This window comes from Gelidibacter salicanalis, assembly GCF_016469035.1.
In the GTDB taxonomy this organism is placed as follows: domain Bacteria; phylum Bacteroidota; class Bacteroidia; order Flavobacteriales; family Flavobacteriaceae; genus Gelidibacter; species Gelidibacter salicanalis_A.
Genome location: NZ_JAEHJZ010000026.1, coordinates 55,091 through 70,625 on the forward strand (window position 1 = coordinate 55,091; position 15,535 = coordinate 70,625).

Consider the following 15,535-nt stretch of genomic DNA (forward strand, 5'->3'; position numbering starts at 1 on the left):
ATAAGTCATATCTAAATTAAGCCATATGCAATTAGAATTATTGATCTCAAAATTCCAGCAAAAAGATGTTAAAGCATTTGAAGAGCTCTACAATATGTATAGCGACAGTATGCACGGGGTTATTTACAACATTGTGAGAGATCATGATATTGCGGAAGAGCTCATGCAGGATGTTTTTATCAAAGCCTGGAACAGTGCTAGCAGTTATTCAGCCGAAAAAGGCCGGTTTTTTACTTGGATTTTGAACATCTCCAGAAATGCTGCAATTGACAAAACGCGATCGAAGGCGTTTAAGAATTCTAAAAAAAACCTTGACGCTGAATATTTCGTAGATATTTTGGAACACAGTGATAGTTTAGATGCCCAAACAGATGCCATAGGCATTAAAAAATTTGTAGGTCAACTTGCCAAAAAATGTATTGAAGTTATTGAGCTTTTATACTTTAAGGGATATACCCAAAAAGAAGCCTCAGAAACTCTTGATATGCCTATTGGCACCATCAAAACCCGGAACAGAAATTGCATTAAGGAATTAAGAACCATTGTACTCAACTAATATGGACATAACCGCTTACATAGAATCTGGAATTTTAGAGCTTTACGTTGCAGGCGCGCTTTCTGAAAATGAAAATAGAGAGGTGTACAAACTTATGCGTCAACATCCAGAAATACTTCAGGAAGTTGAGGCCATAGAGCTTGCAATTAAGAAACTAACAGCCGCGACAGCACCTAGCCGTAGAGCTGGATTGTTTGAAAACATCAAAGCAAAAATAGTACACCTATCTGGAAACGCAGCTACAGACAGCAAAGTTATCCCGATGGTCAAATCCAAATACGACTGGTTAACTTATACCGGTTGGGCCGCAGCTATTATTATTGGGGCTGGATTGTTTTGGACATTAAATCAAAATAATGAACTGGAATCCAATTTAACAACTGCTGAAATAGAAAACAGTTATTTGGAAGAACAAATTGCAAATGCAAAAACAGACCTTGCAGCATCTAAAAATTTGTTGAACATTTTACGGGATAAGGACATCATTTCAGTGCCTTTAGGTGGCCAAGGTGAATTTGCAAACACCTACGCCAAAGTCTATTGGAGTAAGAAAGATAACAGCATTTATTTAGATGCCCAAGGACTTCCGGAGGCACCTGCTGGCAAAGTTTACCAAGTTTGGTCATTAAAATTGAACCCTTTAACGCCTACCAGCCTAGGCACTATTGACGATTTTAACACAGACGACAACAAAATATTTGCCATTGCCAACGCCAATGAAAGTGAAGCGTTTGGGATTACCTTAGAACCAGAAGGTGGTAGTGAAACTCCTACTATGGACCAATTATACACCTTAGGTGTTGTCGTAACAGCAGCACCATAAACAGAAATAAATTTCATTCTTAAAGCACCAGCAATTGTTGGTGCTTTTTTTATGGAAGATTTTAAATGTGGACGTTTAATTCTTAGAGTATGGTGCCATTTAAATTTCTAGAGACTATCATCACGATTATAAAGACCAAAAGAAAATTATGGCAGGAATCATGTGTATGACATTTCAATTGGAAATGCAGCTCAGATTGAATTCGCGCTAACTATCTATTTGATAGCCCTTATTTATTTTAATCGATCTTATCATTCCGATTTCTGATTTTAAACCAACTCTTAATACACATTATAAGGTAGAATTATTCTTAAACGCATGTATTTCTTCCTAAATTAAAAAAAGTATCTTCGTGAGCATCGATATTTTATAAGGTAACACATGAATTTAACCATTGAAAACATCCTATTAATTGGCTCTATTTTACTTTTTATAAGCATTATTGTGGGTAAAACATCCTATAAATTTGGTGTGCCAACTTTAATATTATTTTTAGCAATAGGCATGTTGGCTGGCTCTGATGGTATTGGTGGTATTCGTTTTGATAACCCAAAAAACGCACAGCTTATTGGCATCATTTCCCTCAATTTTATTTTATTTTCTGGTGGACTTGACACCAACTGGGGTTCTATAAAACCCGTTCTTAAAGAAGGCATTATGCTCTCCACCTTTGGGGTGTTGTTAACCGCTGTTTCCCTAGGCACCTTTGTGTATTACGTAACTGACTTTACGATTTATGAGAGTATGTTATTAGGCTCTATCGTATCTTCCACTGATGCCGCAGCGGTATTCTCAATTCTACGTTCTAAAAATCTCGCCCTAAAAACGAACCTCAGACCGACATTAGAATTAGAAAGCGGTAGTAATGATCCCATGGCATATGTGTTGACCATTGCTTTTTTGACGTTAGTCATCAATCAGGACCAAAGTCTTATCTCTGTTATTCCCATGTTTTTACGCCAAATGATTGTGGGTGCAGCCGCAGGATTCGGATTTGGAGTGGCCAGTAAATTTATAATCAACAGGATCAGACTTGATTTTGAAGGGCTTTACCCTGTTTTGGTCATCGCGCTCATGTTCATGACCTTTTCCGCAACAGATTTTGTGGGCGGTAATGGTTTTCTAGCCATCTATATTTGTGCGGTGTATCTTGGCAATCAAGACATCATCCATAAGAAATCCATCTTGAAAATGTTTGATGGATTAGCTTGGTTGATGCAAATTGTGCTCTTCCTTACCTTAGGATTGCTGGTTTTTCCTTCCCAAATTGCACCATATATTGGTATTGGAATGCTCATTTCATTGTTTCTGATCCTTATTGCGCGTCCCGTGGGGGTTTTTATAAGCTTAATTTTTTTCAAAATGAAATTGAGACGACGCTTTTATATTTCTTGGGTAGGCTTGCGGGGCGCTGTTCCTATTGTTTTTGCAACCTATCCGCTTTTAGCCGGTATTGAAAAAGCAAATATGATATTTAGTATTGTTTTCTTTATCTCAGTAACATCAATCCTGATTCAGGGTACAACCTTGTCTGTTTTAGCAAAATGGCTAAACGTAGGATTGCCCGAAAAGTCTAAAATAATAAACGAAATTGACCAACTCCTCTTAGATCTACCCAAATCTTCATTGCAAGAATTCAATGTTTTATCCAACTTTTTCGCTGTCAATAAACGCATTGTCGATTTGAATTTCCCAAAATCGGCGTTTATAATTATGATAAAACGCGACAATCAATTTATTCGTCCAGGGGGATCTACTGAAATAAAATCGGAGGATATTTTGATGGTGCTTGCAGATGATGAAGGCGACTATTTAAAAGTCCATGAAGCTCTTAAATATAAATAATAGCATAAACGACTGACATTAGTTGTTCAAAGTAACGGTAGTTGTATGTTGATCTGATAGTGTGGATTCCTAATATTTTATTAATAAGGGCACTACCCACTCAAAACCAATGTTACGAATAGAAATAATTTCAGGTTATTATTTTGTATTGTAGGTCTGGTAGTGTATTTTGCAAAAGAAGATAAAACACAAGACATTCAAAAACTAAATTTTAATTTCTGACATCGTCTCATTTCCACTATACCTGAATGGGTTTTAAGTCTCTATGGGTAATCTCGACTGAAGACTTAGTCTTTTATTGAATCAATAGTTCGTTTATTCTAAATTTTAAACCTGACACTTTCAATGTTTTAATATTTTATACATTTATCCAGCACAAACAGTCTGTCGTTTCATTATCACAGAGAAAGATACGTACTGAAAAAATCTATAGATACTTATTCGAATATATGCGTTTCAAAAATATTCAGAAGAGCAACTAAAATATCAAACGATTTTTAGCGTAAATAAGGGAATAGGATCATTGTAGCACAAATCATTCTACCTCTATAAAATTACTGGTGTTTTATTGGGTTAATGATAATTTCTTTTTGATATGGCGCAATAGATATTGTTTTGTCGCTTTTGAGAAAGAGAAATGATTAAAACTCTGTTTCCTCAAAAATATCTTTAGTTTATAAATAATGATGTTACTACTATATGCCTGATTCTACACTAAACAATGATTATAATTTTGAACGATTCTTTAACTTAAGTCCAGTTATTCTTTGTATTGCCGGTTATGACGGTTACTTTAAAAAGATCAACCCAGCGTTACCTAACTTGCTTGGTTACAGCCAAGAGGAGTTAATGCAAGTTCCCATTGATGATTTTATACATGAAGATGATAGAAAAACAACGTCTTCCTCTAGAGAAAATGTTAAAAACAACATACCTATCTTTAATTTCACCAATAGATATGTCAGTAAAACAGGAGAAAGTGTATGGTTATCATGGACTTCCATATCAGAAGAAGAGAATCAACTGATCTACGGTGTTGCCCAAGACATAACTCAACTTAAGAAGTTAGAAGAAGAGCGCAATATATTATTACTAAACTTAACGAGGTTAAATGCGGATATTAAGAAGTTTACCTATATGGTTTCCCATGATTTAAGATCGCCGGTAAACAACGTTATTTCTATATTCGGCCTGCTCGATCTTGCCAAAATCAAAGACGAAGAAACCCGAGAATACGTAGAATTTTTAAATACCTCCAATTTAGAAATGAAGCAGACTTTAGACCTATATATTGATGCTTTACGGACCGATAGAAATATAAATGAAGAAATAGAATTTTTAAATTTGGACACGACTCTCAGTTCGGTTAAAAATACGATTAATGAACTCATTAAAAACTCCAAAGCCCAGTTTAAAGTAGATTTTTCAAAACTGACACATCTTAACTTTAGCAAATTCTTTCTTCAAAGTATATTCCTTAATCTTATATCTAATTCTTTAAAGTTTTCAAGCCCAAATAGAGGCTTGATAATTACGATTAGCTCTCATCAATTGGGAGATGAACTTCAGGTAATTTTTAGGGATAATGGTGTTGGTTTTGATATGGAGAAGATAGGAGGGAATGTTTTTAAATTACATCGAAAATTTAGCAATAATAGCCAGAGCAAAGGAATAGGTTTATATTTGGTCAGAAACCACATGGAAAGCTTAGGAGGTAAAATAGAGGTTAACAGTGAAATCGATGTAGGCACCACCTTTGTTCTGACTTTCGCACCTATCTTATAGAATTTAAAATTATGTTGAGGAGATTGGCATCATTTTAAAACAATGCTTTCTTGCTTAAAACAAAAAACAGTTAATGGTGCTATGACATGCAAGTGCCCCGCAGCTTTTAAGGTTACCCAATGGTCTTGTCCCTAAAACAGGAAAGCACCTAACCATATCACTACGGCTAAGTACTTTCCACTAACAAAAAACTCTAAAAAACTACCACAACTCACGTGGTCTCTTTACAAAATGAACTCAGTTCATTTGTGTCAGCCTTCAATAACCTTTAGTTATTGGGCCATAAAATCGTTTATATTAAAATTTATAGGCAATTGTGCCTTTAATAAAAAATGGTGTTCCTGGTGTAAAATGGATTTCTTCCACCGCTTGCGCTTCATTTTGAAGTCTGGATTCTGTAGCAAATTGAGTTTCATTCCATGCCACATCAAATAGGTTTTCAATTGCAAATCCTATTGTTACATTATCAAAACTATAATTGGCATTAAAATCTGTTATAAAGTAGCCTCCAGCCACTATTGTATTGTCTTCATTTGCTGGCCTATCATCAACAAAACGGTATCTCAATCCACCAGAAAAACCCTTCCAATCATTAAGTGATAAACCTCCTGCCATAGTGAAATCTGGGGCCAACGGAATATAATTCTGTCCTTTTATATCTTCAGTACTTCTAGCATGCGTCAAGGTCATATCGGTATCTAAAAACAACCACTCGTTAAACTGATATCTGAACCCGAAATCCAATCCATAGCGTTCTGTTTTGCCACTTGGCTCAACGATTCCTGCATCACCAACATACACAAACTCTTGTTCTAAAAACAAATACCACAAGGTAGTGTTGACCACTAAGTTTGGTAGAGGTTTCCAGATGTCTCCTAAGTCTAGGCCATAAGCTCTTGGCAAAATATCTTTACCTTGATTGCTTACAACCACTCGTGTATCATTGCTGTGAAAACCGATTCCCGATTTCAAAAAGACTTGATAATTGTCCTTTACATCCCAATAAAAGTTCAACTTAGGACTTACAATGGTTTTTGTTTCAGATAAATTTTGGTACTTCGTTTGCAATTTATCAGTGTATAAAAACTTAAAATAATCCAAACGTAAGGCTGGTGCAATTCTAAATCTACCCAATTCAAACTCAGCATTGACAAAAGCGTTCACGTTGGTTTCATTTAAATCGCCCAACTGAATATTCTGCAAAATCGTGCGTCTGTCTAAAGTGTGCGACAATTCAATATCTTCTACCCTATCGTTTCTAAACCCCAAACCTGAGGTTAACGTTAATGGCGTGTTTCCTAAATTGGTGTCGTGCACAATTGAAGTGTTCAACCCGAGTATTTGTCGGTCTTCTTTTTGTTTGATTTGATCCCCATTGATAGGGTCTTCCAAAAAGAAAGTAAAGTTAGAATACAGCTCAAACGCATAATGGGAGTAAAACGCATTGGTCTTAAACTTTGTGTTGTTTGCTATGTACTTGTTGAACTCAACGTTTAAATTAGTACGTTTCGTTTCGCCACCTTCTGTAGCGTCAATAGCACCAAATCTTGTGATACTTCCATTGTCAACGGCGCGTTGGGGTATTTGCCCGGAAGCATCCCAGCGACTGGTAAAATGGGACGCCGATACCGATAGTTTATCATTATTGGGCGAAAACGTCACATATTTTCCAAAAATATTGATGCGGTCAAAATTTTGAGGGGAATCATAAGGACCGTCATTGGCTAAATATTCTGCTGCGATATACGCATTCTGATGTTTTGTATTCTCCAACAGATTGAATAATCCTAAAGTACGTAAGCTATTAAATTGACCGGCAGTTACCGAGATTGAACTTTCCTTCAAGAAATCCCGTGTTGAAAAATCGACATAGCCCGCAGTTGCAAAATTGCCATGTTTGGCATCATAAGGTCCTTTTCCAAAATCAACCTTATTAACGGTTTCTGGAATTAAAAAATGCAAATCGCTATAACCTTGTCCGTGGGCATGAGATACCATGTTAACCGGCATTCCGTCAACTGAAATTGAGATGTCAGTACCATGATCTATATCAAAACCTCTCAAAAAAATCTGCTCTGCCTTACCACCACCCGCATGCTGACCGATGATCAACCCAGGAATTTTCCGCAAGGCTTCCTGTGATGAGTTGAGCGGATTGGTGTTTAAATCCAACCGGCTGATCGTACTCACAGGATTCAACTCCTCAGTAAGCACCATCTCATCCAACTGAAAAGCTTTCTCCTCAAGCATTGTGGTGATCGTCTGTCTGAAATTAGAGTCGTTCAAAGCAATAATTTTTGTTCCGTAGCCTAACAGTCCTATTTTAAGACTATCCCCTACCTGATTATTCTCGATAATGAATACGCCATTTTCAGAGGTGTGGGCATGGCTTTTACTATTAAGGTTGTAAACATAAGCGGTTTCTAACGGCTGATTTTGCATATCTGTAATCTTTCCTTTTATCTGTTGCGCTTGGGTCATGGCTATGCCACCCAACACTGCAAACAGTGTTGCTAAATTTGCAAATTTCATATGGGTTCCCTTTTAAAGTTGGCTTACGCTTTCTGCCATTATCGGACCCAGTTCATATGCACTAGCCATTAAATCAGGCTTGAGTTCCTTTACGCGTTGAACATCTCCTGCCGCTTTCAAAATTTCTGCACTATGATACAATGCCATTGGTTCAGAAGTATGTCCTAATACATATTTCTCGGTCAGTGACAAAGCTTCATTCAATTGTCCATTTTTAAAGTAAGACCAGGCCAATAAATCATAGGAATGTGGTGTTGGTCTGTTTTCTATTTCAATCATTGCAATGTTTATAGCCTCTTGTAGGTTCATGTTTTCCTGAGTATACAGTTGGACATTGTATTGATTGTACATAGCACCATAAGCTTTATCTTTTACAGCACTATTATACAATGCAATCTGTTCTTTCTTCGCAACAACGTCACCCTTAAATTCATAAATTTGAGATTTTAATAGGTAATAATCTGGGGCGTGATAATCTTTAGTAACAGTATTTAAAATACGCAAAGCTTCATCAGCATTTTTCTCGTGTGAATACACTATCCACGCGATCCCCTTTTTAGCATAAGCATCATTTGGATCGAGTTCCAATGCCTTTAAAAAATGCTCATAAGAATCCTGTATTTTACCGGCATGTCCATAAAAATCAGCCAGGTTGGTATAAGACCATTGTTTGATGCTTTTCAAATTTGACGATTCTGCAATGGCTTTGGCCTGTTCCATATACTCTATCGCAGCATCCAAGTTGCCTTGATGGTCACTCCATTTGGACAATCTGATCAAATAATCAAAATCTGACATGTTTTCAAATTTTTCCAAATAGGCTTTTGCCAATTTATAATTGCCTAATTCTAAATGCACATCAAATAACATCTTTTGAGTGTCTTTGAGATGATCGCCATTCATTTCAGCTTTGTGTAATAATTGCAGAGCCTCCTTAAATTTATGCTGGGAAATGTAGTTGGCAGCCAAGCTTTTCAACGGGCCTGAAGATTCGTAATTTCTCACCTCATTAAGTTTAATAAGATTGCTTTCTGCCGATTTTAAGTAATCGATTTTTCCGGTTGAAGCAAACATTGCTGCGTTAGAATGAGCAATTTTACTTAAGTAGCTATATTGGTTGGTTGCATCTTCTAATTTTTTATTCCAAAAATCATAATCCTTTTGGGCATTTGTCCATGTTTCATTTTCGGTCGGGTCCAAATAAAGATCGTAATCTGAAATGTTTGAAACTTTTTGTGAAGAGTTAGTGCAACTACTTAATATAACCAAAAAGCAAAATGCTAAGATATATTTTGAGTTCATGAGGTTGTTTTTTGAGTTTTTTTGTTTTGTGTCTTTTAAAATAACCCTGAAATAACGTGAGACATTATTTCAGGGTATGGTAATCTTACATATGTGGCGCTGCCAAATAAGGGAATGAACTCGAGAATGGTTTATCATTCGCGTCCACATTATCACTTGATAAAGTACTATTATCGGTGCCCATTGGACCTCCAAAGATCAATAGTAATTCTACATCGATAACATCATCTGCCAACGTACGACCTGTAAGCACATTGGTGCCATCAAAAAATGTAGTCGTTCCATCTAAAGAAACCGTCAAAACATCTGTTGCTAGAGCCCCAGTAAAAGTTGCGGCGTCCATACCTAAAGCATTTGTTGTGTATCCAGGATTCAAGGCTAACAATTTATTTTGAAAAGCAACTTGGTAAGCTGCGGCCTGCTTGGACGGTACAGTGACGTTAAAAGCATCTTTATTTCCCATCGACACAAATACTGTGCTGATGGCTGGTCTTGCCATTTGATCTTCCTGTGCATAAGTGCCAGAAAATTCTGGAGCTTTGGGTCCATTTGAATCGTCATCATTACTACAGTTATAGACAGTAAGGGCCATTAGGGCGACGATTGCAGTTATTTTTATATTATTGAATTTCATAATTAAGTTTTTTAGAGTTTATTGTTTTCTTTTTGTTTCTACCCATGAGTTGATACTTCCTGAACCACCAATCATTGATTTTGGCACTTCTACAACAACAGATAAAACGTTTGTTCCTGCATACGTATCTGTTCCCGGATTTTCAAATCCTGTTGCAGTGCCCGCTATAATAGCTTTGTATTGATCAACATCAAAAAAGAAGGGATCATCACGTGGGCCAGCAAAAAAGCTCATTCCTGCATTGGTAGCTATCATTGCATTAGCACCTGGAGCTGTAATTGCCACACTAGAAGCTACTCCTGTAGTTCTTACAGTACTGCTTAAACCTGTTTGGGCTGGAGCAACCGGACCAAAGAAATACATCTTACCATCTTTTGGAATCGCTTGGATGACTAAATCCTCAATAGCATCGCCATTGGTGTCAATGTTGATTTCCAACATGGTGTTCTCATCAAATTTAGCTGATTGCGTATCCGTTGGAGATAAAAGAGCTTGAACATTCGTTACAAATACGATGTTGTTGGTGTTTTGCCCCTGAAAGGCATAAAAGTCGGTGATGTCATTTGAACCACCCGTCACTGCAGGCGCATCCATGTGATCTGCCGCAATTGCGAAGAAGCCGGCTACCGCGATAACTGCTACTCCTAATAAAATTTTTGATTTTTTCATAATAATGAGATTTTTGTTAATTATTAATGTCTCTGTGCATACCTACGAAAAATTAAAGGGGTCGGTTTTGTTAAATTTTTGTTAACATAAAAAACTGCGTAATTTTATTTTTAAAAGTATCTTTGCAGTCTAATTGATTTTTGACTATGAATCCCTCTGCCTCTGGTTGGATTAAAAAATTACTAAAAGAAGTTTCTGCTGATGCAGGCTTTTTTGACAGCCCTCTTGAAAGCTTTTATCAAGACCTTAAACACTGTGGATTTATTTATGGCAGCAATATAGCTGCCGTGAGCAACGCCGTCCCAAAAAAGGATTTAACCGATGAAGAATTGTGCAAGGTCAATTTGATTTTGGCGTTTTTATATGTCTATAAAAGAAATCCTTCCGAAGAAAAATTTATCGATACAGTAATTAACTTTTATGGCGCCATTACGGTAAGCAAAGCCTCCATTTTCCATTCAATATTGGGAAAAAAGAAATCTGCCTCCTTATTAGAAGACCTCATTGATAAACGCATCCATATTGATGACAATATTTTTACCAAAAACTTTAATTACTTTATTACCAATGCCCTTTTGTTTGTGGACGTATTGGCTTACCAAAAGTTTTTAGACACCAATACCGTATCAGATAAATATTTGCAAGACATAGAAACGTCTATTGAAACTATTGTGATTGAAGTTTTTGAATCCAAACTACAAAAAAGTAAGTATGACAATAGTTTAACCAAATTACTCAAGCAGTCTAGGCGCTATCATACTAATGCTCCTCTAGACTATGGAGATGCCATTGCCACGCTTAAAACCTCTTTAGAAAAACGGTATATTATTGACATTGCCTGTATGGCCTCATGGACCGATAATGTAGTGGATAAGAGTGAAAATAAATTTTTGGCCCAATTTTGTGACCATTTAGAACTTGAATTGGACGTATTAAATCGATCAATTTTAGATATTGACGTGTTTTACAGTTCTAACAAGAGCAGTATTGCAGCCTTAGGTTCCAAAAATTTTGTACAGAGCTTCTATGATAATTCTAGCAAAATGGTCATGAAGTTGATCAGCAGAAATAGTAAGCGCTTACTGCAAGAACTTAAAGAAAGTAAAGAATTAATGGTGCTTTTAACAAAGTCCACCAAAAGAGAACTGACCGCTGCAGAGCATAAAAAAGTTCAGGCACAATTGATGGATATTTTCAAATCCATACCAAGTTTGGCCATTTTCATGTTACCTGGTGGCGCTATTTTACTGCCCTTATTTATCAAATTTATCCCTAAACTATTACCATCGGCATTTGATGAAAATAGAATTGATGAATAGCTACTCTAACCAATCCTTAAAATCTTTAACGCGTTCTCTTGCCACAATAACATCTTGGTCTTTATAGGTATTCAATTTAATTTGAAGACGTGAGTTGGTATAACTGATCATATCCTTTATGGCATCAATATTGACATAGAATTTTCTACTGACTCTAAAAAAGACCGTAGGCTCCAAATCAGGCTCCAACTGTTCTAAACTCACATCTAAAAGATAGTTTCTGCCATCACGTGTATACGCATAAGTGCCTTTATTTTCACTATAAAAACATTCAATGTCTTCTGTCGCAATCAATTTAAGGTGCTGTCCCACTTTAACCGAAAATCGTTTTTTGTAGGACCTATCTAATGGATTGACCAACATTTTTCGGATATCGTTAAAATCTAATACGACTTGTTTTTGTGCTGGCACTCGCATCTTATATTTTGTAACGGCCTTGGCAAGGTCATCTTCATCAATTGGCTTCAACAAGTAATCAATACTGTTCAACTTAAACGCCTGTAACGCGTAGGCATCATAGGCGGTGGTAAAAATGATGGCAGAATTGATTTCTAAGGCCTCAAAAATCTCAAAAGACAGCCCATCACTCAACTGAATGTCGAGAAATATCAAATCAGGATGGGTGTGTTCAGAAAACCAGGCAATAGATTCTTCTACGGAGTGCAACATGGTATGTGCTTCAACCTCTAACTTGCCCAACATCCTTTGCAAACGTCTTGCCGATGGTTTTTCGTCTTCTATGATAATTACGTTCATTCTGTGTTCAGTATTAAGTAATGAGAATTGAGTATTAAGAGATGTTGAAAAAGTTTCCATGGAGGTGATGGCACCTGTTCAAGCATTACTCCCATTTACTGTTGCGTTCTTTTTCCATCAATTCTTTAATTTTCCGTTCTTCCCAATTTTTACCCCATATAATATACGGCATAAAAACTGACAGTCCGTGTGCTAAAAGACCAATGCCCCAGAAAAACAGCGTGGTAAAATTCTGCCATTGAAAATAACTTTCACCAGTGTCCAATTGCTGGATGTTTATGATAACAAGCATTAAATTGATGACTAAATAAACCAGAAGGTGACTATAAAACCCGCTGATTCTCTTAACGCGTTTCTTCGCTCTGTCATATCGTTCCTTTTCAAAATAATTCGGTTCCATTAGTTCCATGTTTTTGTGTTTTGTTCCTTTTCTAGAATTTCTTTTATTTTTCGTTCTTCCCACTCTTTACCATAACCAAATACTCCAAAGGCATGAAAGATGATGCCCATTCCCCATCCTAACATAGGGAACCAGAACCATTGATAATTCCATGAGGTTTTATAGTTTATGAAAATTAAAAATGGGATGACCACACAGTATGACACTAAATTACCGAAGAAGCCTTTAAGGTCTTCCACTCTCTTTTTTGCCCGGTGATACGCCTCTTGTTCGTTATATAAATATTTTGTTTTCATGATTAAAGTTTGTTTGGTTAATATGGGTATTTTCACTTTAAAAAAGGCAGCCGATTCGTCAATCAGCACTGGTCGTTTGGTTAGAATACCATATCTATTGACAATATTTTGAAGTCCTACACCTTTCCTTTGTTGAAGCACTTCTTTTTTCTGTAAATTATTCTTCACTACCAGATAGTTGTCTTCCACTGTGATGCTGATGTGCAAGGGTTTTGATTCACTTACCGTATTATGCTTGATGGTATTTTCCAAAAGTAGTTGCAAAGACAAGGGTACGACCTTAGCCTCTTCTTTATTAAAATCTTCTGGGATTTCAAAATTGATACTGTTCTCAAAGCGCATTTTCAGCAAATTCATATAGATTTTTGCAAACTCCAACTCTTCTGCTACCGTAACCAATTCCTTATCCTTTTGTTCCAAAACATAGCGGTATATTTTTGAGAGTGATACGGTAAATCGTTGCGCATTTCCGGGATTCTCTTCAATCAAAGAGGTCAGCACATTCAAGCTGTTGAACAAAAAATGTGGGTCAATTTGATTTTTCAGACTTTCAAATTGTGCACTGGCCGTATTGGCAATGACTTTTTGTTCTTTAATCTTATTCTGTTGATAGCGGTTATAGAAATACACCACATGAAATATAATCACGATAGTCAATGTAATCCACAGTCCAAAACTATAGTTATTCCAACGTTGTGCCTGCAAGAAATCAGAAACAGACGAACCATGGTAAATTACATATTGCAATCCGTTTAGAATTACTAGCCCTATCATGGTAATTACCACAGACCCGATAATTCCAATAGCAATCCTTTTAAATCGTTCTTCCCGTGTCCATGTTAACTTTTCTAGATAAGCGAAATAATAATAGTTTGAGTAGCCCAATAAAAAACTATACAGTTGGTAGAAGCTGAAAATCTCTAAAAATTCATTAAAACTTTCAAATTGAAAACCATTATTAAGCACATTTCCCGCTACAAAAACTGCACAACCAATAAAAAAGGTAAGGAGGATATTCTTCATAGGTTAATTCTTGATGGTGCTTATGGAACTTAAGGTTTAAAATTAGGGAAAAGTTTTAAGGAATTTTTTATTCCCTCACAAAACAGAGCATCGGTTGTTCCTGAGTTCCAGTTCCCGATTGTTAAAATCAGAATCTGATATGAATTCAAAAATCTGTTCTCCATCACTCTTTAGATTGTCTTTACTGAGTTTAACTGCTTCCAGAATTGACCTATTAGGATTGTGTTGTGCTGACGCCAATCCGGTAACAAATACTACGATGATAATTATTAAATGTTTCATAAGGGTTTGATTTAATGATTTATAGTTACAAATATCTCTGAGTAATTCCGATTTTAAAAAAATAGATAACTGAGTTGTTGAATTGTAGGACTGAGCTGTCATTGTAAATCAAACCATCCTGCAGCAGCCAATTGCGTATAATAGGTATTTAATCACATAAAAGCTTGCAAAAAACCAAGGTTACACGTCCTAACTTATCTACTTCTTAAAAATTTAAGAATATCACACTATTTTATGGCTTTTATAATTTAAAAAAGTATATTGTTGTACCCGTTTATATTTAGAAATATTATTGTCCGATAAAGAATTAAGACCGCTGCGCTTATAGAACAAAGAACAAAGATTTAATTATAACTGACTGATAAACAATCGTTATCTACATCAAATCTGCCCAATCACTATTAGTGAAATTGGTCTTGGAAAACAAGGTGTCATTTTTAAGATATCGAACCAGGTCATGCTTTTATAGAGTTTGCAAACTTTTTACGTGTTTTACCGGACACTGATGATTTAGAAACAGAACGTACTATATTTTTGATAGAACTCAGCGTCCGTTACTAATTTTACCACGACACTTTATAATTAAACACCTTATATATTGAAAGAACACCACCACAAGTGGCACTCGCCAACCCTTAGTAAGGATATAGAAATGCTCGTTTTTGGACATGCCGGGTATCCCGTGATACTGTTTCCAACAACCATGGGTAAGCACAATGAATGTAAAGACATGAAACTTATAGAGTCTGTCCGATGGTTTGTTGAACAAGGAAAAGTTCAAATTTACTGCCCTGATGGTATTAATGAACTAAGTTGGTATAACAAAAAGATCCATCCGTCGCAACGCGCAAAAAACCACGAATGGTACGACCAATTTATTATGAATGAAGTGGTCAATCCTATTTGCCACGAAAAAAACTTACCAAAAGTGGCTGTGGCGGGACCGAGTTTTGGAGGCTATCAAGCCTCAAATTTTGCGTTTAAGCATCCTGAAAAAGTGAGTCATATGTTTAGTATGAGTGGAGCGTTTGACATCAAATCGTTTGTGGAGGGTCATTATGATAACAACGTGTTTTTCAATAATCCCATCGATTTTTTACCCGGAAATAATCATCCTGATTTATGGAAGATGAAAATCATTCTTGGTGTAGGCGAATGGGATATTTGTTTAGAAGCCAATGAGAAAATGGCACAAATACTCAGAGACAAGAATATCCCCTTTTGGTATGACGTTCGTAAATGGGCAAAACACGATTGGCCGCTATGGCGGGATATGTTTCCTGAATACCTTTCAAAACTTTAAAATAGACAAG

Annotated in this window: 14 protein-coding genes; 6 read left to right on the forward strand and 8 right to left on the reverse strand. The window is 36.2% G+C overall.

What is annotated here, in order from left to right; all coding sequences use genetic code 11:
- The first annotated feature begins 25 nt into the window (after positions 1 to 25).
- The 4 genes from JEM65_RS11095 (at position 26) to JEM65_RS11110 (ending at position 5,009) form a co-directional block, all read left to right on the forward strand.
- The gene (locus tag JEM65_RS11095; RefSeq protein ID WP_199599399.1) at positions 26 to 556 is read left to right on the forward strand and encodes an RNA polymerase sigma factor; all 531 of its coding nucleotides are present in this window, start codon (positions 26 to 28) and stop codon (positions 554 to 556) included.
- Between the two features lies 1 nt (position 557).
- Positions 558 to 1,379 (forward strand): anti-sigma factor, encoded by an 822-nt coding sequence (locus JEM65_RS11100; protein ID WP_199599400.1) that lies wholly within the window; start codon positions 558 to 560, stop codon positions 1,377 to 1,379.
- A 381-nt stretch (positions 1,380 to 1,760) separates the two neighbouring features.
- On the forward strand, positions 1,761 to 3,224 hold the full coding sequence (locus JEM65_RS11105; protein ID WP_199599401.1) for a potassium/proton antiporter: 1,464 nt from the start codon (positions 1,761 to 1,763) through the stop codon (positions 3,222 to 3,224).
- 699 nt (positions 3,225 to 3,923) lie between these two features.
- The gene (locus JEM65_RS11110; protein ID WP_199599402.1) at positions 3,924 to 5,009 is read left to right on the forward strand and encodes a PAS domain-containing sensor histidine kinase; all 1,086 of its coding nucleotides are present in this window, start codon (positions 3,924 to 3,926) and stop codon (positions 5,007 to 5,009) included.
- Between the two features lie 297 nt (positions 5,010 to 5,306).
- Here the strand turns inward: JEM65_RS11110 and JEM65_RS11115 are convergent, their stop codons facing one another.
- From JEM65_RS11115 to JEM65_RS11130, 4 genes are all read right to left on the reverse strand, one after another.
- Positions 5,307 to 7,541, reverse strand: a complete 2,235-nt coding sequence (locus tag JEM65_RS11115; RefSeq protein WP_199599403.1) for a TonB-dependent receptor — start codon at positions 7,539 to 7,541, stop codon at positions 5,307 to 5,309.
- A 12-nt stretch (positions 7,542 to 7,553) separates the two neighbouring features.
- Complete coding sequence (locus JEM65_RS11120; protein ID WP_199599405.1) at positions 7,554 to 8,843, reverse strand: tetratricopeptide repeat protein; 1,290 nt, start codon at positions 8,841 to 8,843, stop codon at positions 7,554 to 7,556.
- Between the two features lie 85 nt (positions 8,844 to 8,928).
- Complete coding sequence (locus JEM65_RS11125) at positions 8,929 to 9,477, reverse strand: DUF4331 family protein (RefSeq protein WP_199599407.1); 549 nt, start codon at positions 9,475 to 9,477, stop codon at positions 8,929 to 8,931.
- A gap of 18 nt (positions 9,478 to 9,495) precedes the next feature.
- Positions 9,496 to 10,146, reverse strand: a complete 651-nt coding sequence (locus tag JEM65_RS11130; protein WP_199599409.1) for a DUF4331 family protein — start codon at positions 10,144 to 10,146, stop codon at positions 9,496 to 9,498.
- A 146-nt stretch (positions 10,147 to 10,292) separates the two neighbouring features.
- Between JEM65_RS11130 and JEM65_RS11135 the strand changes: the two genes are divergently transcribed.
- The gene (locus JEM65_RS11135; protein WP_199599410.1) at positions 10,293 to 11,465 is read left to right on the forward strand and encodes an LETM1-related biofilm-associated protein; all 1,173 of its coding nucleotides are present in this window, start codon (positions 10,293 to 10,295) and stop codon (positions 11,463 to 11,465) included.
- Here the strand turns inward: JEM65_RS11135 and JEM65_RS11140 are convergent, their stop codons facing one another.
- The 4 genes from JEM65_RS11140 to JEM65_RS11155 all read right to left on the reverse strand — a co-directional run bounded on the left by JEM65_RS11140 (position 11,466) and on the right by JEM65_RS11155 (position 14,222).
- Complete coding sequence (locus JEM65_RS11140) at positions 11,466 to 12,221, reverse strand: LytR/AlgR family response regulator transcription factor (protein WP_199599412.1); 756 nt, start codon at positions 12,219 to 12,221, stop codon at positions 11,466 to 11,468.
- A gap of 85 nt (positions 12,222 to 12,306) precedes the next feature.
- The gene (locus tag JEM65_RS11145; protein ID WP_199599414.1) at positions 12,307 to 12,621 is read right to left on the reverse strand and encodes a 2TM domain-containing protein; all 315 of its coding nucleotides are present in this window, start codon (positions 12,619 to 12,621) and stop codon (positions 12,307 to 12,309) included.
- Entirely contained in the window at positions 12,621 to 13,940 is a 1,320-nt protein-coding gene (locus JEM65_RS11150; protein WP_199599416.1) for a 2TM domain-containing protein, read from the reverse strand. Before JEM65_RS11150 ends, JEM65_RS11145 begins: the two co-directional genes overlap by 1 nt.
- A gap of 75 nt (positions 13,941 to 14,015) precedes the next feature.
- Entirely contained in the window at positions 14,016 to 14,222 is a 207-nt protein-coding gene (locus tag JEM65_RS11155) for a hypothetical protein (protein ID WP_199599418.1), read from the reverse strand.
- Between the two features lie 598 nt (positions 14,223 to 14,820).
- Between JEM65_RS11155 and JEM65_RS11160 the strand changes: the two genes are divergently transcribed.
- On the forward strand, positions 14,821 to 15,525 hold the full coding sequence (locus JEM65_RS11160) for an esterase family protein (protein ID WP_199599420.1): 705 nt from the start codon (positions 14,821 to 14,823) through the stop codon (positions 15,523 to 15,525).
- Positions 15,526 to 15,535 lie beyond the last annotated feature (10 nt).

Excerpts from the sequence above, each read along its gene's own strand:
- JEM65_RS11095 (WP_199599399.1), top strand. The coding sequence starts at position 26 with ATGCAATTAGAATTATTGATCTCAAAATTCCAGCAAAAAGATGTTAAA.
- JEM65_RS11100 (WP_199599400.1), top strand. The coding sequence starts at position 558 with ATGGACATAACCGCTTACATAGAATCTGGAATTTTAGAGCTTTACGTT.
- JEM65_RS11105 (WP_199599401.1), top strand. The coding sequence starts at position 1,761 with ATGAATTTAACCATTGAAAACATCCTATTAATTGGCTCTATTTTACTT.
- JEM65_RS11110 (WP_199599402.1), top strand. The coding sequence starts at position 3,924 with ATGCCTGATTCTACACTAAACAATGATTATAATTTTGAACGATTCTTT.
- JEM65_RS11115 (WP_199599403.1), bottom strand. The coding sequence starts at position 7,541 with ATGAAATTTGCAAATTTAGCAACACTGTTTGCAGTGTTGGGTGGCATA.
- JEM65_RS11120 (WP_199599405.1), bottom strand. The coding sequence starts at position 8,843 with ATGAACTCAAAATATATCTTAGCATTTTGCTTTTTGGTTATATTAAGT.
- JEM65_RS11125 (WP_199599407.1), bottom strand. The coding sequence starts at position 9,477 with ATGAAATTCAATAATATAAAAATAACTGCAATCGTCGCCCTAATGGCC.
- JEM65_RS11130 (WP_199599409.1), bottom strand. The coding sequence starts at position 10,146 with ATGAAAAAATCAAAAATTTTATTAGGAGTAGCAGTTATCGCGGTAGCC.
- JEM65_RS11135 (WP_199599410.1), top strand. The coding sequence starts at position 10,293 with ATGAATCCCTCTGCCTCTGGTTGGATTAAAAAATTACTAAAAGAAGTT.
- JEM65_RS11140 (WP_199599412.1), bottom strand. The coding sequence starts at position 12,221 with ATGAACGTAATTATCATAGAAGACGAAAAACCATCGGCAAGACGTTTG.
- JEM65_RS11145 (WP_199599414.1), bottom strand. The coding sequence starts at position 12,621 with ATGGAACCGAATTATTTTGAAAAGGAACGATATGACAGAGCGAAGAAA.
- JEM65_RS11150 (WP_199599416.1), bottom strand. The coding sequence starts at position 13,940 with ATGAAGAATATCCTCCTTACCTTTTTTATTGGTTGTGCAGTTTTTGTA.
- JEM65_RS11155 (WP_199599418.1), bottom strand. The coding sequence starts at position 14,222 with ATGAAACATTTAATAATTATCATCGTAGTATTTGTTACCGGATTGGCG.